Annotated in this window: 16 protein-coding genes and 1 pseudogene; 5 read left to right on the top strand and 12 right to left on the bottom strand. The window is 72.5% G+C overall.

Features of this window, described 5'->3' with window-relative positions; all coding sequences use genetic code 11:
• Window positions 1-67 precede the first annotated feature (67 nt).
• The 7 genes from ACIPW5_RS22775 to ACIPW5_RS22745 all read right to left on the bottom strand — a co-directional run bounded on the left by ACIPW5_RS22775 (window position 68) and on the right by ACIPW5_RS22745 (window position 9264).
• Complete coding sequence (locus ACIPW5_RS22775) at window positions 68-2938, bottom strand: non-ribosomal peptide synthetase (RefSeq protein ID WP_401247734.1); 2871 nt, start codon at window positions 2936-2938, stop codon at window positions 68-70.
• Window positions 2939-2987: 49 nt separating this feature from the next.
• Window positions 2988-3824, bottom strand: a complete 837-nt coding sequence (locus tag ACIPW5_RS22770; RefSeq protein ID WP_401247731.1) for an SDR family oxidoreductase — start codon at window positions 3822-3824, stop codon at window positions 2988-2990.
• Window positions 3821-4510, bottom strand: a complete 690-nt coding sequence (locus ACIPW5_RS22765; protein ID WP_401247729.1) for a thioesterase II family protein — start codon at window positions 4508-4510, stop codon at window positions 3821-3823. The genes ACIPW5_RS22770 and ACIPW5_RS22765 overlap by 4 nt, the downstream gene beginning before the upstream one ends.
• A gap of 119 nt (window positions 4511-4629) precedes the next feature.
• Window positions 4630-5877 (bottom strand): MFS transporter, encoded by a 1248-nt coding sequence (locus ACIPW5_RS22760; protein ID WP_401247726.1) that lies wholly within the window; start codon window positions 5875-5877, stop codon window positions 4630-4632.
• Window positions 5874-7028, bottom strand: a complete 1155-nt coding sequence (gene vioD, locus ACIPW5_RS22755; protein ID WP_401247724.1) for a capreomycidine synthase — start codon at window positions 7026-7028, stop codon at window positions 5874-5876. The genes ACIPW5_RS22760 and vioD overlap by 4 nt, the downstream gene beginning before the upstream one ends.
• 10 nt (window positions 7029-7038) lie before the next feature.
• On the bottom strand, window positions 7039-8103 hold the full coding sequence (gntD, locus tag ACIPW5_RS22750) for a guanitoxin biosynthesis L-enduracididine beta-hydroxylase GntD (protein ID WP_401247721.1): 1065 nt from the start codon (window positions 8101-8103) through the stop codon (window positions 7039-7041).
• A gap of 963 nt (window positions 8104-9066) precedes the next feature.
• Window positions 9067-9264, bottom strand: a complete 198-nt coding sequence (locus ACIPW5_RS22745; protein ID WP_401247775.1) for a hypothetical protein — start codon at window positions 9262-9264, stop codon at window positions 9067-9069.
• A 143-nt stretch (window positions 9265-9407) separates the two neighbouring features.
• On the opposite strand from ACIPW5_RS22745, the pseudogene ACIPW5_RS22740 reads away from it, so the two are divergent.
• From ACIPW5_RS22740 to ACIPW5_RS22730, 3 genes and pseudogenes are all read left to right on the top strand, one after another.
• Window positions 9408-9638: pseudogene (locus ACIPW5_RS22740) on the top strand (polysaccharide deacetylase family protein); the annotation flags it as partial.
• 520 nt (window positions 9639-10158) lie between these two features.
• On the top strand, window positions 10159-11256 hold the full coding sequence (locus tag ACIPW5_RS22735; protein ID WP_401247719.1) for a glycosyltransferase: 1098 nt from the start codon (window positions 10159-10161) through the stop codon (window positions 11254-11256).
• 194 nt (window positions 11257-11450) lie between these two features.
• Window positions 11451-12239, top strand: a complete 789-nt coding sequence (locus ACIPW5_RS22730) for an SDR family NAD(P)-dependent oxidoreductase (protein WP_401247717.1) — start codon at window positions 11451-11453, stop codon at window positions 12237-12239.
• Window positions 12240-12304: 65 nt separating this feature from the next.
• On the opposite strand, the gene ACIPW5_RS22725 is transcribed toward ACIPW5_RS22730, so the two are convergent.
• Window positions 12305-13411, bottom strand: a complete 1107-nt coding sequence (locus ACIPW5_RS22725) for a C40 family peptidase (protein ID WP_401247714.1) — start codon at window positions 13409-13411, stop codon at window positions 12305-12307.
• 238 nt (window positions 13412-13649) lie between these two features.
• Window positions 13650-15110 carry a glycosyltransferase 87 family protein gene (locus ACIPW5_RS22720; RefSeq protein ID WP_401247711.1) on the bottom strand — a complete coding sequence of 487 codons (1461 nt, stop codon included), beginning with the start codon at window positions 15108-15110 and terminating at the stop codon, window positions 13650-13652.
• Window positions 15111-15224: 114 nt separating this feature from the next.
• On the opposite strand from ACIPW5_RS22720, the gene ACIPW5_RS22715 reads away from it, so the two are divergent.
• Both ACIPW5_RS22715 and ACIPW5_RS22710 read left to right on the top strand, forming a co-directional pair.
• On the top strand, window positions 15225-16367 hold the full coding sequence (locus ACIPW5_RS22715) for a molybdopterin-dependent oxidoreductase (protein WP_401247708.1): 1143 nt from the start codon (window positions 15225-15227) through the stop codon (window positions 16365-16367).
• The gene (locus ACIPW5_RS22710) at window positions 16364-16771 is read left to right on the top strand and encodes a hypothetical protein (protein WP_401247705.1); all 408 of its coding nucleotides are present in this window, start codon (window positions 16364-16366) and stop codon (window positions 16769-16771) included. Before ACIPW5_RS22715 ends, ACIPW5_RS22710 begins: the two co-directional genes overlap by 4 nt.
• An 83-nt stretch (window positions 16772-16854) precedes the next feature.
• Here ACIPW5_RS22710 and ACIPW5_RS22705 read toward each other — a convergent pair whose 3' ends face one another.
• Genes ACIPW5_RS22705 through ACIPW5_RS22695 form a run of 3 tightly spaced genes read right to left on the bottom strand, consistent with a single transcriptional unit; the run spans window position 16855 to window position 18841 of the window.
• The gene (locus tag ACIPW5_RS22705) at window positions 16855-17514 is read right to left on the bottom strand and encodes a methyltransferase domain-containing protein (RefSeq protein ID WP_401247702.1); all 660 of its coding nucleotides are present in this window, start codon (window positions 17512-17514) and stop codon (window positions 16855-16857) included.
• The gene (locus ACIPW5_RS22700) at window positions 17511-18131 is read right to left on the bottom strand and encodes a DUF2064 domain-containing protein (protein WP_401247699.1); all 621 of its coding nucleotides are present in this window, start codon (window positions 18129-18131) and stop codon (window positions 17511-17513) included. The genes ACIPW5_RS22705 and ACIPW5_RS22700 overlap by 4 nt, the downstream gene beginning before the upstream one ends.
• Window positions 18128-18841 carry a glycosyltransferase family 2 protein gene (locus ACIPW5_RS22695; RefSeq protein WP_401247696.1) on the bottom strand — a complete coding sequence of 238 codons (714 nt, stop codon included), beginning with the start codon at window positions 18839-18841 and terminating at the stop codon, window positions 18128-18130. The genes ACIPW5_RS22700 and ACIPW5_RS22695 overlap by 4 nt, the downstream gene beginning before the upstream one ends.
• Between the last annotated feature and the right edge of the window lie 62 nt (window positions 18842-18903).

Below are 18903 nucleotides of genomic sequence, written 5' to 3'. Positions count from 1 at the left end.
GTGATTCTGGTGTGAGTGGAGAAGTGTTCGGTTCGCTGCAGCGGTGTACGTGCGGGCGTGGCGGGGATCAGTTCGTCCGATCCGCGGTCGTGGCCCCGCCGCTGCGGCTGCGCACCAGCTCGACGAACCGACCCGCGGTCGAGTTGCCGTAGAACTCCTGGACCGAGACCTTCGGCAGTCCCAGCTCCCTGAGCTCGGCGATCACGCGCACGACGAGCAGCGAATTGCCGCCCAGCTCGAAGAAGTTGTCCTGGACGCCCACCTCGGTGCCGAGGCGCCGCCGCCAGAGGTCGAGCACGGCCTCCTCCAGCGGATCCGCCGAGGGGGCGTCGGCCGGAGTGCTGCGCCCGCCGTCCCGGACGACGGCCGGTGTCGGCCCGCTGCCGAGGGTGGGCAGACGGGAGGCGTCCAGCTTCCCGTTGATCGTCAGGGGGATGGCTTCCACGGGAGTGAGGGTGGTCGGGACCATGTAGTCGGGGAGAGTCCTCCGCGCGTGCGACAGCACCTCCGCCGGGCGTGCGCCGGCCCTCAGCACGGCGTACGCGTCGATGCGCGCGGTCGTCGGATCGCCCTGGTCTCCGGGATCGAGGGCGACGGCCGCGGCGAGGACGTCGGCTGAGGAGAGCAGTACGTGGCGGATCTCGTCGAGCTCGATGCGGAAGCCGCGAAGCTTGACCTGGCTGTCGATCCTGCCCAGGTGCTCCAGGCGGCCGTCGGGCAGAAGCCGGCCCTTGTCGCCGCTGCGGTAGATCCGTCCCCGGCCGGACGGGGCGAGGACGAACCTCTCCGCCGTCAGCTCCGGCTGTCCGAGGTAGCCGTCCGCGACCCCCGCGCCCCCGACCCAGATCTCGCCCGCGGCACCGGCCGGCAGCAGATGCCCCCGGTCGTCGCGCACGCTCACCGACCATCCGGGTAGCGGGCGGCCGACGCAACGCGAGCCGCGCAGGGCCGATTCCGGAGTGATCGTCTCGGCGGTCACGTGCACGGTGGTCTCGGTGATCCCGAACATGTTGACCGGACGGCAGGAGGCGGGCGGGTACCGGGTGAACCAGGGCAGGAGCATGCGGGTGTCGAGCGGCTCGCCGCCGAAGACGATCAGCCGCACGGCGAGCCGGACATCCGAATCCCGGTCGGCGGCCACGAGCTGCCCGAACGCCGACGGCGTCTGACTGAGCACGGTCACGTGCTGCTCGGCGAGGAGTTCGTGGAAGCGGTCCGTGTCACGCGTGATCCAGTACGGGACCACCACGAGCCGCCCGCCCGTGAGGAGACAACCCCAGATCTCCCAGACCGAGAAGTCGAAGGCGCTCGAATGGAACATCGTCCACACGTCGTGCGGGCCGAGCCCGAAGTCCTCCTCCGTGGCGTCCACGAGGGCGAGGACGTTGCGGTGGGGTACCACCACACCCTTGGGCCGGCCCGTGGAACCCGAGGTGTAGATGACGTAAGCGGGCGCGTCCCCGTCCCCTCGGGGTGCCGCATCGGCTCCGGGCGGCGCCGTGGCGGCGAGATCCAACAGCTCCTGCGGACCGACGCGCTTGACACCTCCGACATCGGGAAAGTCCGGCAGATCGGTGACCACCACGGCGACGTCGGCGTGCGCGGTGACGTAGCGCAGCCGATCCTCCGGATAGCGGGTGTCCATGGGAACGTACGCACAGCCTGCCTTGAGCACCGCGAGCAGGGTGACCACCAGCAGGGGGTCCCGTTCCAGGCACACGCCCACCATCCGGCCCGGCCCCGCGCCCAGCCCGCGCAGTGCGACGGCCATGTCCTCCGCCAGCTCGTCGAGTCGGCGGAACGTCAGCTCCGTCCCCGCGCCGCTCACCGCGACCGCGTCGGCACGGGTGCGGACCATCTCGCGGAACCGGTCATGGATACCGGCCTGCGGCTCGGTCGCGTGGGCGCGCTCCCGCGCGGGTCCGGTGCCGAGCAAGGCCATGTGCGATGCCTCGGCAGCGTCCATCGGCATGACGGTGACCGCCGCGGTGTCGTCCCCGCCGGCGGCCAGCTGCGCGGCGACTCGCGCCACCCCGCGCGTGAACGCCTCGGCCACCGCGGTCGCCACGACGGCCGGGTCGTACGTGCAGCTGCCCCGAACGGACCCGTCGGGTTGCCGTACGGCGTGCAGCGTGAGGGGGAAGTACGGCGCGAGGCAGGGCCGGTAGACCTGCCCGGCCACGGCGTCGCCGAGAACCACTCCGACGCAGGGCAGGACGGCTCCGACGGCTTCGGCAGACGGCGTGCCGGCGCCGCCGAGCGTGTACGAGACGTGGTTCGCGAAGGCGGCCGGCCGCTCCCCCTCGACGGGAGAGAGACCGAGTTCGTAGACGCACATCATGTCCCGCGCGTGCGGGCCGCCGTCCGGGTCCAACACTCCTACGCGAGGCGACTCGGCCGTCTCGTAGCGGGAAAGGACGACGGCTGCGGCGAGGGCGAGCAGGGAGACGTCCAGTGGCCGTCCGGCCGGCACCTCGAAGGGAATGGGCTCCACGGGGCCCGGGGTGTGCGGCTCGCCCAAACCCCACGCGGGCACGGCCGCCGAACGCGGCAGCGCGGGGGCGGAGTGCGGCGTGACGCGCAGTTCGGCGCCCGTGGCGAGGGCGTTCGCCGTCCGGTCCAGGTCCGTGCGGGACAGGGTCGCGCGGTCGGCCACGAGGACCAGCACACCGGCTCCGTCGCCGTAGCGGACGAGTACGACGCGCAGGCGTTGTGCGGAGTGCAGCGGGCGCTCGGCCTCGCGCCGCACGTACCGCGGCGCCGCCGGATCAGTGGACGAGACCGGTGCGGGGGACTCCCAGAAGCTCCAGCCCGCGACGCCTCCGGCGATGCCCGTCAGGCGCTGGTGCAGAACTTCCGCAGTCGGCGGGTTCGGGCAGGGCGCCACCAGACTGTGGAGGGAGGCGTGAGCCCGCAGGGGTCGGTGGATGGCCACCATGGGAATCTCCTGTTCGAACTGCGAGGTGGTACGGGTACCGGAGCGGGTCTCAGCGAGTGGTGAAACCGCCGTCGACCGTGAGTACGCTCCCTGTCACCCGGCGGGAGTCGTCGGCCGCCAGCCACAGGGCGGCTCCGGCGATGTCCGTCGGGTCCATCAGCGCGTTCATGGGCTGGGCTTGGAGGAAGACCTCCTCGTGCTCCTCGACCGACACGTCGAGGGACCGGGCGATCTCGGACAGCATGCGCCCGTCCACCGCCGGGTCGTCGCGCACCGAACCGGGGCACAGGGCGTTGACCCTGACCCGGTGGGGGGCGTAGTCCAGGGCGGCCGCCTTGGTCAGGCCGACGAGACCGTGTTTCGCGGCCACGTACCCTGCGAAGTGCCGGTAGCCGACCAGGCCGGCGGTCGAGGAGACGTTGAGCACGCTGCCGGACTGGTTCGCGATCATCCCCGGTGCCACGGCCCGCATCATGCGCCAGGCCCCCGAGAGGTCGACGTCGAGCATCATCGCCCACTCGTCATCAGTGATCTCGTGGACGGCCTTGCCGGAAGGAGCCGCGATCCCGGCATTGTTCAGGAGCACGTCGACCCTCCCGAAGCGGTCGAGTGCCCGCTCCACGCCGGCCGCGACGGACCCGCTGTCGCGGACGTCGAGACTCAGGGAGAGCACTGCGGCGCCCTCCTGTCGGCACAGCCGAGCCGTGTGCGTGAGCTGTGCCGCCGAACCAAGCGGGTAGGGCACGCCGTCGATGTCACCTCCGATGTCGGCGAGGGCGAGGGAGGCGCCCTCGCGCGCGAACCGGACCGCGCAGGCGCGGCCCAGGCCCCGGGCCGCGCCGGTGATGAGAGCGACCTTGCCTTCCAGGGCGCGGCCCCCGCTCATCCCAGGACCCCGCCCATCGTGTCGAGGAGCCGCTCGGCGGACTCCGCCAGGTACATGTGGCCTCCCGGGAGTTCCATGTACGTGAAGCCACCCCGTGTGGCCGCCGCCCACTGCCCGGCTTCCCCCTCAGAGACGAGCGTGTCCTCGGCTCCGCGCAGTGCCGTGATCGGGACCGAGAGGGGGTCAGCCGAGGAGGGCTTGTAGTCCTCGTGCATTTCCGTGTCGGCCCGCAACGTCGGCAGCAGTACCTCGCGCAGGGTGGGGTCGTCCAGGGCGGGGTGGCGGTATCCGGCGAAGCGCGCGACCTGTTCGACGAACTCGTCGTCGCCGAGACCGGTGGCCCGCTCGCTGCGGCCCGTCCAGGGGCCGGGCGATCCGCTGACGAACAGGTGGCACAGCTCGACCGTTCCACGGGCTTCCAACTCCCTGGCCAACTCGAAGGCGAGCACCGCACCGAGACTGTGGCCGAAGAGCGCGACAGGGCCTTCGGCCCTCACTTCCAGGGACCGAAACAGATCGCGGGCGGCGGTCTGCGCGTCGGTGTGCGGCTGCTCTCCGAACCGCTCCTCGCGTCCGGGCAGCTGGAGGGGAAGGATGCTCGTTCCCGCCAACCGGTTCTTGGGCCAGGCCCGGTAGAAGCCGGCCCCTCCTCCCGCGAACGGCAGACAGACCAATGACTTCGACATGCTGGATCGCCTTCCTGTGAATCGATGGGGCTGTACGGGTGCCGCCGCGAGCGCGAGCCGGCCCCGCGGACGGGGGACAGCCCCTCCTGGCGGGCACCGTCGTGCGGGGGTACCGACGGTCAGGCCGCCCGCCGGCGTCGCACCGCGGTGGCGGTGAGGAGGGCCACGGCCACGAGGCAGCTCACGGCGGGCGCGGCGAGCGCGATGTGCAACGGCAGCGCGGTCAGACCCAGACCGCTGGCCGCGAACCCGCATGCCCCCGTCGTGTAGAGCCAGCCGAACCCCTCGGAGCGCCGGTGCTCCGGAATGGTCTTCTCGACTGCGTAGGAGCGGATCGCGTTGAGCGGAGCGGTGCACAGGCCCGCGACGACCACGACGGCGAGCAGCGAGGCCCAGCCGCGTGCCTGCCCCACCCCGACGGCCGCCACGGCCACCACCGCCAGGAGTGCCCCCGCCTGCGTTCCGGGGCCGCCGGGGAGCCGGTCCGTCAGGACGGTGTAGCCGATTCCGGCGAGGGCGCTGCTCACGGCGAGGACCGTGATGATCGCCCCGCCGCCGAAGGTGCCCGACCCCAGGCTCTGGGCCAACGGCAGGGCTGCCGTTTCGATGGCGCCGAGGGTGTGGCTGAAGGCGACGCCCACCGCGACCCAGGCGATGAATCCCAGATTCCACAGCGGTTCGCGCTGCTTCTCGGAGCGGTCCTGCTCACCCTGGTCGTCGTCCTCGGGCGGGTCGGTCGGGGACGGACGTGCCGCCGTACGCGAGAAGGCCAGCAGGAGGGCCAGTACGGCACAGCCGCCGGCCATCGCGGCCACGCCGCCGAGCCGGCCGAACAGCACGATCGCGGCCCCCGCGATCAGCGGGGCTCCGACCACCAGCAGCTCCATCACGGTGGCGTTGATGGCGAGCGCGCGCTGCACCAGCCTTTCCGGAACAGCCGAGTTGAGGAGCGTACGGGTGAGTCCGGTCAGGCCGCCGAGGCCGAGGCCGGCCACCGCGCACAGCAGGCACAGCACTGCCAGCGGCGCGCCGAGGCCGGCCGCCAGACCGACCGATGCCAGCCCCAGTGCCGCCAGGGACGCGGAGGCCACCTGAACGGTCCGGCCCGACGTACGGTCCGCGACCTTGCCGATGAGGCCGGAGGAGACGACGTCGGCGAGGATCAGCGAGGCCACCATGACGCCGCCGTCCTTCGCGGAACCGGTACTCACCGCGGTGAGACCCGCGAAGGCGATGGCCGCCATCAGGGCGGGCCCGTTCACGAGCTGGACGATCAGGGTCCAGACCCAATAGGGCCGGTGGCCGAGCAGTTCCCGGACGGGACGGGCGGGGGCCGTTCGCTCCGGCGCCGGCGCTCCGGTGGTCATACCGCCTCCTGCTCGCCCGGCACGCGCACCCCGGACATCCGGCGCACGCGCGCCGCCAGCAGATCGAGGCCGGCCGAGAGCTCGGACGCCGACCCTCCGAATCCGACCCGGATGCGGTCGGGGTGGTCGAAACAGTCACCCGGCACGACGAGAACCCCGTCCTCCGCTTCGAGGGCGTCGCAGAATGCGGTCACGTCCGGCACTCCCACGAGGCGGGGGAAGGCGGTCACGCCGCCGAGAGGGGTCGGCAGCTCGATCCGACCGGAATTCCGTGCGGCCCAGTCGAGGAGCAACGCCCGGTTCCCGAAAGCGAGTTCCCGGTGCGGGGCCAGCACCTTGTCGGCCTGCTCCAGGGTCACCGCCGCCAAGTGCTCTGCCACAGGTGACGTGCTGATGGTGAGGTAGTCGCGAAGCCGCACCATCTCGGGTATCAGCCGCGGCGGGGCGACGCACCAGCCGACGCGCAGGCCGGGAAGACCGTAGGCCTTGGACAGCGTCGAGAAGGACAGCGCCCGCTCCAGCCGACCGGTCGGCTCGGGCAGCGGATCGCCATCGTGGGCCAGCTCTGCGAAGGACGCGTCCCAGAGCAGGTGGCAGCCGTGGCTGTCGACCAGTCGGAGGAGCTCGTCGTACTGCGTGCGGGAGAGGGTCGTCCCTGTGGGATTGTGGGGGAAGTTGACCACGACGGCGCGAGTGCGCGGCGTCAGCACCGCCCGCAGTAGCTCCAGATCCGGAACGAATCCGTCCTCGGCGCGCAGTTCCCACGTCCGCAGACGGGCACCGAGGGCTTCGGCGATGGAAGAGAGAGACTGATAGACGGGGCGCAGGGTGACGATTTCGTCCCCGGGCTTCACCAGGGCGGCGATGGCGAGGAAAAGGCTCTCGCTCGCGCCGTGGGTTGCCATCACCCGGTCCGCATGTCCCGGCGCGTAGCGAGCGGCGATGGCCCCTCGCAGTCGCTCACTGCCCGTCGACGGGCTGTCCCGGAACGGAATGGCGTCCAGCTCCGCGCTGTCGATGCCCAGGCTCCGACGCAATTCGCCGAGCGTGCACGGGGTCAGACCGGAACTGGAGATGTCGTAGCGGGCGGAGAAGTAGCGGTTGCGCAGCCAGTCCTCGAGCAGGGCGGGCGCGATGTCGTGCAGGGTCACGTGCTCTCCTTCAGCCGATCACACGTGTGGCCGCGCCGGCGCGATCAGCACGGGTGCGCCGCAGGTCCGCGACGACGTTGACGCGCTTGAGCCAGCGGTCCCGGCCGTCGTAGCGCGGGCGGAAGGAACGCCGGCCGTGCACCACATTGCGGTTGTCGACGAACGCGATGTCACCGGGCTCCAGGACGAAGTCGTACAGCTGCTCGTCGAGGTGGGCGATGATCCAGCGCAGCGCCTCGGACGCGTCGGCGTCCCCGTCCCGGGCGACCGTGAAGTCCCTGTCGATCCGCAGCACCGGTGCGTCAGGGCTTCCGCCGAGGACGGACACCGGCTCCTGCTCCTTCTGCTGTTGCGCGAGCCGGGCGAAGGCCTCCGGATTCGCCCCGCCGCCATCGGAGTTGTTGGCCGCGTCGTGGGAGGAGTCGGGGAGGATGTGGAACCGTTCCTGCGCCAGGACGTCGGCAATCACATCCGGAACTCGCGCGAGGTCGACACCCGCGAGCGTGGTGGGAATGCGCTCCGGTGACCGCAGACAGTAGAGCCCGACGTAGTCGGCACGCGACACGGAGAAGGCGTCCTCGGTGTGCCATCCCAGCTCCTGCTCGCTGCAGGAGCTGACCAGGCTGTCCTCGTACCCCGGGATGGGCAGCACATCGGTGATCACCTTGCCGTCCTGCTGAGTGGCCCACCCGATGGCGTCTCCCAGCAACGCCGCGTACAGGGACAGCAGTACGGCGTGCACCCGACTTTCCGGCGTATCCGCGTCGCGCCAGTGCGTCGGCGTGTCCTCCAAAGCCGTCCCGTCCACGCGATTGCCTTTGATGACCAGTGCGTGCAACCTGTCGTGCAGCCGCGCCGAGTTGACGGCGGTCCTCAGGGATCTGGGCAGATCCGCGGCGAGGACCGGAGCGTCCCGCTGGAACTCCGGGGCTGACGCGCTCCCGTACGCCGACAGACACGTCTCGGCCAGCGCGAGGCCCTGTGCCGCCTCCTCCTCGGAGAGACCGTACGTGACCACAGGCGGTTGATCGTCGCTCGCGAGAAAGATGGATGGGTCGGTCACGCTCTTGGTCATTGCTGTTTCACCCCCGGCCTGCGGCAGCGTGAGCCGCGCAGGCCTGTCGTCGGTTGCGGTGGAGCAGTTTTCGGGCTGGTCACTTCGGCGTGCCGAGCGTGCCGAGCGTGCCGAAGGGAGGGCCGCTGAGCCGTACGGTGCGAGCTGCGCACGCGTCGACATCGGCGCGTCGGCAGTGGTCGTCGGGTACCGGGCAAGCTCCCGCGGAGGCGCGGGGCGCCGGCCGACTCGGCAGGGTGTTGCCCTGCGGGTGCGACGGTGTCAGGTTGCCTTAGTCAGGATGGCCTCAGTGCCGCGGGTCTGCGGCGGGCGGCCGACGCTCAGGGCCGGACGTGAGCGGTGTGGTGTGCGCTCGAGGAGCTCTGCGGTCGAACGGTTCCGCGGCCCAAGCGCATCAGAGGGGCCACGTCTGGCGCTGGCATGGATTCCGCAGCCAACATCCTCCCCCGAGAATGGAATTGAGCTTCCGTATGTCGGAAACCTAGCGACGGTAGGTGAGGGGGTCAACCGAATTCCGAATGGTTGATGCAATAGCCAAGCCGCTCCTCCGAACTTCTGTGTGATCGACTGATGTCGACAAGCGCCGCCGATGGACTCCAGGGCTTCAAGCGCCGCGAACGGCTGGCCCATCAGCAGGAGTTCGGGTGTTTCCGCATTGCGGACCACGCCGTCGGTTCCGTCGGATGCGCCGGCTCGAGCCGGCGGCCGTCTGGCCGATGCCGGCTTCAGCGACAGCCTTGCCTCGGTGAAGTCCTGCTGCACGCGGTGGGCTCCGGCGTCGAACCCGTCGTAGAAGCGGGCGTTGGCGCGCTTGCGCTGGACGCGGCGACTCCAGTCCGCCGTCTACCGTTAGTGACGGTAGGCGCCTTGGGGGAGCCAACGTTCGAGCAATTCGGGGCACCCGCCTTCAGCCTCCAGTCGGCACGCCGGTTTCCGGTGCTGGTTCGGTGCTGACTTCCGCGTCTAGGTGAGGACAAAACACCAGGTCATAGCCCGGGGCGGTGAGTTGTCGTACCACTCGATGGTGGTCCCGACGAGACTGGCGGCGACGATCCTGCGTATGCCGGACGGACTCGTTCTGCTGGCTGCGGGGGAGACCGTGTGCACCACTTCCAGGGTGTCTGCGGGGACGTCGGGTGTCGCCGCAACGTAGAAGTCCATAGGTCAGCGTCGTATGTGGCGGACCATCACATTCACAGGCCGACTTGTGTGCCACACCACCACACAGCCGCCACCTCTCGACCCGTGAGGGAGCCGGTGGGGAGGAGGGCCGACTCGCGGGAAGCGGCACCGCCGAATGCTGCGTGGCCGCCTGGACTCTGCAGATCCTTCGGGTACTGCACGAAAAGCGGGTGCCGGCAACGTTCTTCGTCGTCGGCCGGCATGTGGCCGAGCACCCCGAGCTGGTCCGGGCGCAGACGGCCGCCGGGCACGAGGTGGGCCTGCACACCTTCACCCACGCCGACCTGGCCACCGCGCCGGTGTGGCAGACCCGCCTGGAACTCGCCGCCAGCCGCGCCGTCCTGGCCGGAGCCACCGGCCAGAACACGATCCTCCTGCGACCGCCGTACTCGTCCATGCCCGACGCGGTCAGCAACCGCGACTGGCACGCGGCCCTGCGCACCGGCGCACTCGGATACCTGACCGTCCTGTCCACCCGAGACGGACTCGACTGGGAGGCACACACCCCCCAGGACATCGTCGACGGCGCCGCACCCCAGGACGGCCGCGGAGCCGTCGTCCTCCTGCACGACGGCGGCGGCGACCGCTCCCGGACCGTCGCCGCCCTGGGCCGGCTCATCGACACCCTCAAGGCACGCGGATACCGCTTCACCACCCTGACCCAGGCGGTCGGCCTGCCGCCCCAGACGGCCCCGGCCCCCGCGTTCGACCGCTGGTACGGCACCGCCCTGATCGGCCTGATCCAGGCAGCCGTCGCCGTGCCCCCCCGCCGCCGCGGGGCTGCTGTACGTCGTCGCGCTGCTCACCACCGCCCGCCTGCTCCTGCTCGGCGCGGCAGCGGCAGCGCACCGAAGGCGCACCCGCCCCGAGGCGGTGCCCCTTCCCCTGCCCCGCGTCTCCGCGGTCGTGCCCGCCCACAACGAGCGGGCGACCATCGCCTCCTGCGTACGGGCCCTGCTGGACGGCGGCTGCCCGGACATCGACGTCGTCGTGGTCGACGACGGCTCCACCGACGGCACCGCGGCCGCGGCCCGCACCGTGGCGGACCCCAGGGTGCGGGTCGTGACCCAGCCCAACCACGGCAAGCCCGCCGCCCTGAACGCCGGCGTCGACCACGCCGTCCACGACGTGATCCTCATGGTCGACGCGGACACCGTCATCGCCCCGGGGGCGGTGGCACACCTGGCCGCCGCCATGGCCGACCCCACCGTCGGCGCCGTGGCCGGGAACACCAAGGTCGCCAACCGCACCGGCCTGCTGTCCCTGTGGCAGCACCTCGAGTACGTCATGAGCTTCGGCCTGGAACGCCGCCTCTTCGACCTGGTCGGCGCCAGTCCCACCGTCCCCGGAGCCATCGGGGCCTTCCGCCGATCAGCCCTCGCCTCCTGCGGCGGCATCAGCGCCGACACCCTGGCCGAGGACACCGACATCGCCATGGCCCTGTGCCGCCAGGGCTGGCGCGTCGTCTACCGCAGCGACGCCCACGCCCACACGCACGTTCCCACCACCGTCCGCGGCCTGTGGCACCAGCGCCACCGCTGGGCCTACGGCACCCTGCAGTCCCTCTGGAAACACCGTCACGCCGTCAAGGAGACCGGTACCGCCGGCCACCTCGGCCGCCGCACCATCCCCTACCTGCTGGTGTTCCAGCTGCTCCTGCCCCTCGCGGCACCCCTCATGGACGCCGCCGCCCTGTACGGACTCGCTTCCGGCACCACGCCCGTACCCGCGCTCACGTTGATCGTCTTCTGCCTCGCCCAACTCGCCCTCGCCGCCTACGCGCTGCGCACGGACCAGGAGAGCACGCGACACCTGTGGCTCGTCCCGCTCCAGCAGATCGTGTTCCGCACGGCACTGTGTCTGGTCACCATCCACGCCCTGGTCGCCGCAGCTCTCGGAGCCAGTCCCCGATGGCGGAACCCCACCCCAGCCCTTCCGGAGACACCGACAGTGCATTCGGCGATGGCATGAAGTGCCGCTCTCGTCAAGATCCACCCCGAGGAACCATCGCATCCCGGCGGCAGTTCATCCGCCACTACATCCGACCAGGACGCCCGGTTGTCGAGGACCGCCGCGCCAACGCTCCGTCGAATCCCGTCCCTCGCGGCGGCCTGCGGCGCGTGCGCCCGGCTTGAGCGCCAGGCCTTGTCGAGAAGGGAACCCGAATGAACGACACCCCTCGCAGGACCGCTGTGGTCGGCGGTACGCGTGGCATCGGAGCCTCGATCAGTGCGACGTTCGCCCGTTCCGGTGATGACCTGATGTGCACGGGGCGGAGCATTCCCGGAGTCTTCGGTGCGACGCTCCGCGATGCGGCGCAGCGTCCCGGTCAGGTCGTGGAGATGGTCGCGCTCGACGCTGCGGATCCGGATTCGGGGTGCCGTTTGGCGGAGCGGGCGCGCTCGTTGCTCGGGGGGCTGGACGTGCTGTGTCTGAACGCGGGCGTGTTTCCCAGTACGCCGCTGGCCGAGATGTCGCACCGCGACATCCGGGAGGTGTTCGCCGTGAACGTCGAGAGCCAGATGCTCGCCGTCGCCGCCTGTCTGCCCCTGCTGAAGGAGTCGGCGCACGGCCGGGTCGTGCTCACGTCCTCGATCACCGGACCGGTCACCGGCTATCCGGGCTGGAGCCACTACGGTGCCAGCAAGGCGGCGCAGCTCGGGTTCATGCGGACCGCCGCGCTGGAACTGGCCCCGTACGGAATCACCGTGAACGCGGTGGCGCCCGGCAACGTGGCGACGGACGGCCTGACCGGCCTGGGGGAGGAGTACCAAGCCCAGATGGCGGCCACCATCCCCCTGGGCCGGCTCGGCCGGCCGCAGGAGATCGCCGACGCCGTGGCCTTCCTCGCGAGCCGTCAGGCGTCCTACATCACGGGACAGGTCATCACCATCGACGGGGGTCAGACGCTTCCCGAGTCACCGCAGGCCGTACTCGCGGCAGTGAGAACGTGACCGAGGCCGTCGAGCCGGCTGAGCCGACGTCCGACTCGCGTGTGTTCTCCTCCAGGGTGCATGCGTCAGCGGGTGAGGAAGCGGGTGGCGCCGACGTAGACGCGGCCGGTGGAGCCGATGGGCTCCTCCCTGACCGGGTCGCCCGTCCGAGGCGAGTTGATCATCATGGGTTCGCCGTTCCGGGTCCCCGTGTAGATCCCGACGTGGGTGACCTCGGTGCCGGTGGCGGGTCGGAAGGCGACGATGTCGCCGGGGCGGAGGTCCTCCGTACGGCTGATCCTCACGCCCGCGGCCGATCCGGCGGGTACCTGTCCGCCGCCCGCGTCGAACTGCGGCTGGGCGTCGCGGGGGATCGTCACGCCGAGCGCGGAGTAGACCTGAGAGGTGAGACCGGAGCAGTCGTAGCCGAATCCGGAGGTGCCCGACCACAGGTAGGGCAGGCCCAGGAAGGCGCGTGCGGCGGCGACCACGTCCGCGCCGCTCGGCGCGGACGGCACCCTCGCCAGGTCGCCGGCCCGGAAGAACACCCGGCCGCCGCTCGGGGAGTGGGCGGTGACCACTCCGGGCAGCGGGCCGGCCTCCACCGGGAAGGAGGTGTTGTACGAGTACTCGCCGGTCTGCCCGGATCCGGGGCCGTCGAGCGCGGCCCGGGCGGTGGCGAAGCCCCGGGCGGTGGGGCGGGCGACGCGTTCCTCGTGCGTACCGCCGGGCGGGCGCCGGTGCTCCGAGGTCAGTTGGCGGTCGGGGATCCAGCCGGGGTAGGCGCCCCGTCCGGCCTGGTCCCTGGGGGTGGGCTGGCCGTGCACCCATACGTGGTCCCAGAGCAGACCGCCGTGCCACTCGCTGCGGTCGACGGTCACCCGGATGCCGTGGAGGGCCTGCGTCTCCCCGGCGACCTCGCGCCGCTCGTCCAGGGTCATGCCGGCCAGCCAGCCCCGGACGTCGGCGGGATTGGTGGTCGCCGGGGCGTCCACGGGGCGTACCTGTTCGGGGCTGACCCAGACCTGGGCGACCGTCACGTCGACGTAGCACGTCGGGGCGCCGTCGCAGGCGCGTGGCGCGGCGGACGCGGAGGAGGGGGCGGTGGGGGCGGTGGGGACCGCTGTAGCCGGAGGAGCGAGGGCGAGGAACGCTGCGGCAGCGGCAGTCAGGACGGTCTTCACGGAGTACATGCGTCGATCCTGTCCAGGATGCCGCACCCGCGAACCGCGCCGGCCCGGCAGGCCCCCCAACGGGTCGTGGAATCGGCTTGATGCGGACGTCGCTGTCCGCCACCGCCCCGTGCCGGGGCTGTGCCCGGTCTTCCTCGGCAACGCTCCCCGGGGTATCACGGCCTTGGCCGGAGCGGCGCTGCCGGCCCCGCACCGGGGTACCGGCCGTCCCCCGCTCGACCCGCCGGGGTCCTCCAGCTCATGTCCGCCCCCGGATGTGGTCGGATCCGAGTGCGGCGGCACGGGGAGTCGCGGCAGGGCCTCCGCCTCCGGAGGCCGGGCGGCGTCGGAGCAGGCTCATCGCGAGGACGAGGGCGGCTGCCGAGCCGTAGGCGAGGTTGGTCAAGGTCTGGTGGAAGCCGAAGGTCGGGCCGAGGAGGTAGACGGCGGCGCCCGCGAAGGGGATGCCGAGCCATTCCCAGCGTCCGTCCAGGGCCACGAGGGCGATCAGGAGCAGGGCGTACCAGGAGTAGCCGGGCGTCAGGAGGACGAAGGCCCAGCCGGTGACCAGCAGGGCGCCGCTCCAGGGGCGCCGGGGATCGCCGCGCCGCATGACGTGGAGGGCCACGGCCGCGAGGACGAGGGCCAGCGCCGGGAGCGCCCAGGTTCCGGGCAGGACGAGGCGCAGGAGCGAGTAGCGGGACCCGGCCGAGGGGTCGTCGTAGCCCTCCTCCTCGACGTAGCCGCCGAGGTAGCCGAAGACCGATCCGTGCGAGAGGAGGACGTACGGAAGGTAGGCGAGGACGGCGAAGGCGGCGGCCGGCAGCAGTACCGCGGCCGCGTCACGGACACGCCGGACCCCGGACAGTGCGCCGGGCAGGACGACGGCCGGCATCAGCTTGGTCGCGACGGCGGCGCCGATCAGCACCCCGCCCGCCGCCCGCCGGGTGAGGGCGCGCGAGGCCACGAGTCCGAGGCCCGCAACCGCGAGGAGTACGCCCAGCACGTCGATGTGCGCGTTGTTGACCGCTTCCAGGGGGACGGCCGGACACCAGGCCCAGTACGCGACCCTGCCGAGGTCGTCGCCGCGCCGTCGCAGGACGAGGAGGAGTGCGCCCGTCACGGCGAGTGAAGTGAGCGCCGCACCGATCTGCAGCGGCTTGTGCCGGGCGCCGGCGGGGGAGAGGCGGTCGACGGCCAGGAAGTACGCCTCGGCGACGGGAGGGTAGATGGTGTGGACGGCCGGCCTGTTGATGCGGGTGCAGTGGGGCGCGCCCCCGGCGCCGGGGATCGGGGCGACACCGGGTTCCCGGCACGCGACCCCGGTGGGGAAGAGCCAGGGGTCGCGCAGCCGGTCGAGGGCCGGGTCCTGCGGGGCGTGGTCGTACGGGGAGATGCCGGCCGACTGGACGCGGCCGTCCCAGGCGTAGCGGTACGAGTCGGTGCTGGTGCGGGGCGGTCCCAGCAGCCCCGTCACCGTGACGGCGACGGCCCCCGCCACGACCAGCCACCCGACGTGACGGCCCGGGACCCGGCGCAGCGCGGCCAGGGCCGTGGCGAAGAGGGCCCACGAGGCCGCGTACCACCAGAACAGGCCCACCGGGTCGCTGAAGTACCCCCCGTACCGGACGGTGAGGGCGAGGAGCGCCGTGAGGACGGTGAGGGCGGCGAGGGCGAGCAGGGTGGCAACGGGCGCGGTGCGTACGGAGAGGGCTTTCACCCGGGCAAGGGTCCCAGGAGGCGGACCTCCGGTGATCGGTGGCGCTGCGGGCGTCCCCGTTTCGTAAGGTGTTTCGGCGGCCTGCGCGGGCCCCGCCGGGGGTGTGATGGGGGCATGCGTCTCACCCTGCCCCCGGGGCCGCCCGTCACCTTCAAGGCGCGCCTGCACGATGCCCGTACGGCGACCGCGATCGGCCGCCTCCTCGGCCTGGCCGTGGTCGTCTGCTTCGCGACCGGCGTGCTGAGCCACGTCCTCCAGCACCCGCCGGGGTGGCTGGCCGACCGGCTGCCGAGCCGCCCGTACTGGGGCTACCGGGTCACCCAGGGCCTCCACGTGGCGTCCGGGATCGCGGCGGTCCCCCTGCTGCTGGCCAAGCTGTGGACGGTCTACCCGCGGCTGTTCGCCTGGCCGCCGGTGCGGTCCCTGCGACACGCCGTGGAGCGGATCTCCGTGGCCGTCCTCGTCGCGGCCGCCCTGTTCGAGCTCTTCACCGGACTCCTGAACACCTTCCAGTGGTACCCGTGGCCGTTCAGCTTCGTTCCCGTGCACTACGCGGTCGCCTGGCTCCTCCTCGGTTCCCTGCTCCTGCACCTGGCCGTACAAGGGCCGAAGATCCGGGACCACTTCACCCGGCGGTCCCCCGGGACCCTGGCCCTGCCCGCAGCCGACGGGCCGGACCGGCGCCAGCTCCTCCTCGGCGTCACGGCCGCGGTCGGAGCGGTGACGCTGACCACCGTCGGACAGTCCGTCACCGCACTGGGCCCGCTGGATCTGTTCGCCCCCCGCAGCCCCTCCCACGGGGTACAGGGGCTCCCGGTGAACAGGACCGCGGCAGCCGCACGCGTCACCCGGGCCTCGCTCGCCGACTGGCGGCTCACCGTGACGGGTCCGCGCCCGTACGCGCTGACCTTGGACGAACTGCGCGCGATGGCCCAGTACGAGGTGACGCTGCCCATCGCCTGCGTCGAGGGCTGGAGCAAGTCCGCGCACTGGACCGGAGTACGGGTAAGGGACCTCCTGGAGCGGGCCGGTGGCGGTCCGCGCTCACGGGCCCGGGTGGTATCGCTCGAGGAAGCGGGCGCCTATCGGGTGATGGAGATGGGCCGGCTCTACGCGCAGGACCCGCTCACGCTGCTCGCGCTGCGCCTGAACGGCGCCGTGCTGTCCCTGGACCACGGCTATCCGGCGCGGATCATCGCGCCGAACCGGCCCGGTGTGCTCCAGACCAAGTGGGTCGGCCGGCTGGAGGTCGCGTGAGGAGCGTCCGGTACGTGACGGGCGGGATCGGGCTGCTGTGCGCGGCCTGGGGCGGATGGCTGCTGCTCCGGCAGCCCGAGCCGTGGCGGATCGCCGTGTGGCTCGGGGGAGCAGTCGTGGTGCACGACGCGTTCGTCGCGCCGCTCGTGTGCGCGGTCGGGGCCCTCGCCGCCGTCGCGGGTTGGCGCCTGCGCGGAGTTCCGCGTGCGGCGCTCATCGTCGCGGGCTCCCTGACGGTGATCGCGCTCCCCCCGCTGCTGCGCCCCGGCCCCGTGGCCAACGCGACCGTGCTGCCCCTCGACTACCCGCGCAACTGGCTGCTGGCCATGGGGGCCGCCGTGCTGTTCACCGTCGCGTACACCGTCCTGCGGGCGTTGACGCGGCGGGCCGGCCGCCGTACCTGACGGCCGGCCCCGCGACGCAGGCCGCCGGGCCGGGGTCCGCACTGCTGCGGACCCCGGCCCGGCGGAACCGTGCGGCCCGCCGGTCAGCGGGTGAGGTGCACGAAGTGCCGGCCCGCCGCCTGCCAGCTGTCGTACGGGGTCCAGCCCGCGGGCTTCGCCTCGCCGCACAGGGCGCGGGTGCCGAGCCGGGCCCACCAGAAGGACGCCCCGCGCCCGCCGGCGCCGTCCTCGACGTACACCTCGACCCGCTCGTCGACGTCGGCGGCCGCCACCTCGACGAGGAGGGATCCGCCGGGTGCGGCCAGTGCGGCGGTCCGGCGCAGCAGTGCGCCGGGGTCCCCGCCGATGCCGATGTTGCCGTCCATGAGCAGGACGGTGCCCCATCCTCCTTCGCGGGGAAGCGGTTCGAAGACGGACCGGCACAAGGCGCTGCCGCCGGCCCGGACCGTGAGGGCCACCGCCTCGGGGGTGACGTCCACACCGAGCGCGGCGTGTCCGAGTCCGGCGAGTGCGGCGACCAGACGGCCCGGCCCGCAGCCGATGTCGAGGACGGGGCCGGTACACCGGGCCAGCACGGTGTCGTCGGCCGCGTCGGGCCCGGCGCACCACCGCTCGACTTCGAGGGGGAGCAGCCAGCCGTCGTGACGCCGGAGGAACAGGGGGCCCTGGCCGGCGCGCAGGGCGTGGGAGTACGGGTCGGCCTGCCAGGCCGACCTCGACGGTTCGGTGAGCTGGGCGGTCATCCCGTCACCGCGCACAGGCCGGAGTGCAGTGCGGCGAAGCGGGTCCACGGTGCGGCGGCGGCGACCCGCCGGGCATCGGCGGGGGTGTCCACGTCGCACAGTCCGGGCAGGTCGCGCACCGCCAGCCCCGCGTCGGTCAGCCGCTGCCGCTGCACCTTCCCCGTGTGTGCCACGGACATGGGGACGCCGAGCAGGAGGGCCGGGTCGGGGTCGGCCAGGCCGAGCGCCCAGAACCCGCCGTCGTCGGCCGGCCCGAACCAGGCGTCCGCCTCGGCGAAGTCGAGCCCGGCCGCGAGCAGGCCCGGGGTGACCTGCGGAGTGTCCATGCCGATCAGCAGGGCCGGTCCCGCGGCCAGGGCGAAGGCGGCGGCCAGCCGGACGTCCAGGCCGCCGGCGGACTGCGCGACGACCTCGATGCCGGCCGGGACCCAGGGCCCCGGCTGTCCGTCGAGGACCAGGACGCGCCGCCGGGCAGGGGTGGCCAGGACCGCCGCGAGGGTGTCCTCCAGTGCGGCGCGCGCCAGGTCCGCAGCCTGCTGCGGGGTGAAATGCGCGGTCAGGCGGGTCTTCACCCGGCCCGGCACGGGGGCCTTGGCGATGACGAGCAGGGTGCTCATGCGGAGATCCCTCCGGTGCGTGCGGGCCGGGCGACCGGCGGCTCGGCCAGGACCCTGCGCATGTCGCGGACGGCGTGCCAGGTGCCCCGCCAGGTGCCGGTGACCTTGGACTTGCCGGCACGGGGCAGGTAGGGGACGTCGGTCTCGGCCACCCGCCAGCCCGCGTCGGCGGCCCGTACGACCATTTCGAGCGGGTAGCCGCTGCGCCGGTCGGTCAGCTCCAGGCCGAGCAGGGCCTCGCGGCGGGCCACCCGCATCGGGCCGAGGTCGTGCAGCCGCAGTCCGGTACGGCGGCGCAGCATCCGCGCCAGGGCGGCGTTCCCGGCCCGGGCGTGGGCGGGCCAGGCACCCCTCGCCTGGGGACGGCGGCGGCCGAGCAGCAGGTCCGCCTCCCCGGCGGCGACCCGCTCGGCCATGGGAGCGAGCAGGCCGGGGTCCATGGAGGCGTCACAGTCGCAGAAGCAGACGAACTCGGCGCGGGCGGCGAGCAGCCCGGCGTGGCAGGCAGCGCCGAAACCGCGCCGGGCCTCGTGCACGACGGTGGCACCGAGGGAGCGGGCGATGTCGGCCGAGCCGTCGGTGGAGCCGTTGTCGACGACGACGGCCCGCCACCCGGACGGCACGCGCGCCAGCACCCAGGGCAGCGCCTCGGCCTCGTCGAGGCAGGGGAGTACGAGGTCCGCGCGGGGCGGACGAGCAGAAGGAGTCACCCTCCACACCGTAGGAACCGGAAGGAGGAGAAGGGCGTCGTGAGACCTTACGAAACGCGGAC

Source organism: Streptomyces sp. NPDC090077 (genome assembly GCF_044747545.1).
GTDB lineage: Bacteria > Actinomycetota > Actinomycetes > Streptomycetales > Streptomycetaceae > Streptomyces.
Note: the sequence above shows the minus strand (reverse complement) of the source record. Positions and strands in the feature narration are given on the sequence as shown.

Bases quoted from the DNA above. Each gene is read 5' to 3' on its own strand.
- ACIPW5_RS22775 (WP_401247734.1), bottom strand. From the start codon at position 2,938: ATGGTGGCCATCCACCGACCCCTGCGGGCTCACGCCTCCCTCCACAGT.
- ACIPW5_RS22770 (WP_401247731.1), bottom strand. From the start codon at position 3,824: ATGAGCGGGGGCCGCGCCCTGGAAGGCAAGGTCGCTCTCATCACCGGC.
- ACIPW5_RS22730 (WP_401247717.1), top strand. From the start codon at position 11,451: ATGAACGACACCCCTCGCAGGACCGCTGTGGTCGGCGGTACGCGTGGC.
- ACIPW5_RS22765 (WP_401247729.1), bottom strand. From the start codon at position 4,510: ATGTCGAAGTCATTGGTCTGTCTGCCGTTCGCGGGAGGAGGGGCCGGC.
- ACIPW5_RS22725 (WP_401247714.1), bottom strand. From the start codon at position 13,411: ATGTACTCCGTGAAGACCGTCCTGACTGCCGCTGCCGCAGCGTTCCTC.
- ACIPW5_RS22760 (WP_401247726.1), bottom strand. From the start codon at position 5,877: ATGACCACCGGAGCGCCGGCGCCGGAGCGAACGGCCCCCGCCCGTCCC.
- gntD (WP_401247721.1), bottom strand. From the start codon at position 8,103: ATGACCAAGAGCGTGACCGACCCATCCATCTTTCTCGCGAGCGACGAT.
- ACIPW5_RS22715 (WP_401247708.1), top strand. From the start codon at position 15,225: ATGCGTCTCACCCTGCCCCCGGGGCCGCCCGTCACCTTCAAGGCGCGC.
- ACIPW5_RS22745 (WP_401247775.1), bottom strand. From the start codon at position 9,264: ATGGACTTCTACGTTGCGGCGACACCCGACGTCCCCGCAGACACCCTG.
- ACIPW5_RS22705 (WP_401247702.1), bottom strand. From the start codon at position 17,514: ATGACCGCCCAGCTCACCGAACCGTCGAGGTCGGCCTGGCAGGCCGAC.
- ACIPW5_RS22700 (WP_401247699.1), bottom strand. From the start codon at position 18,131: ATGAGCACCCTGCTCGTCATCGCCAAGGCCCCCGTGCCGGGCCGGGTG.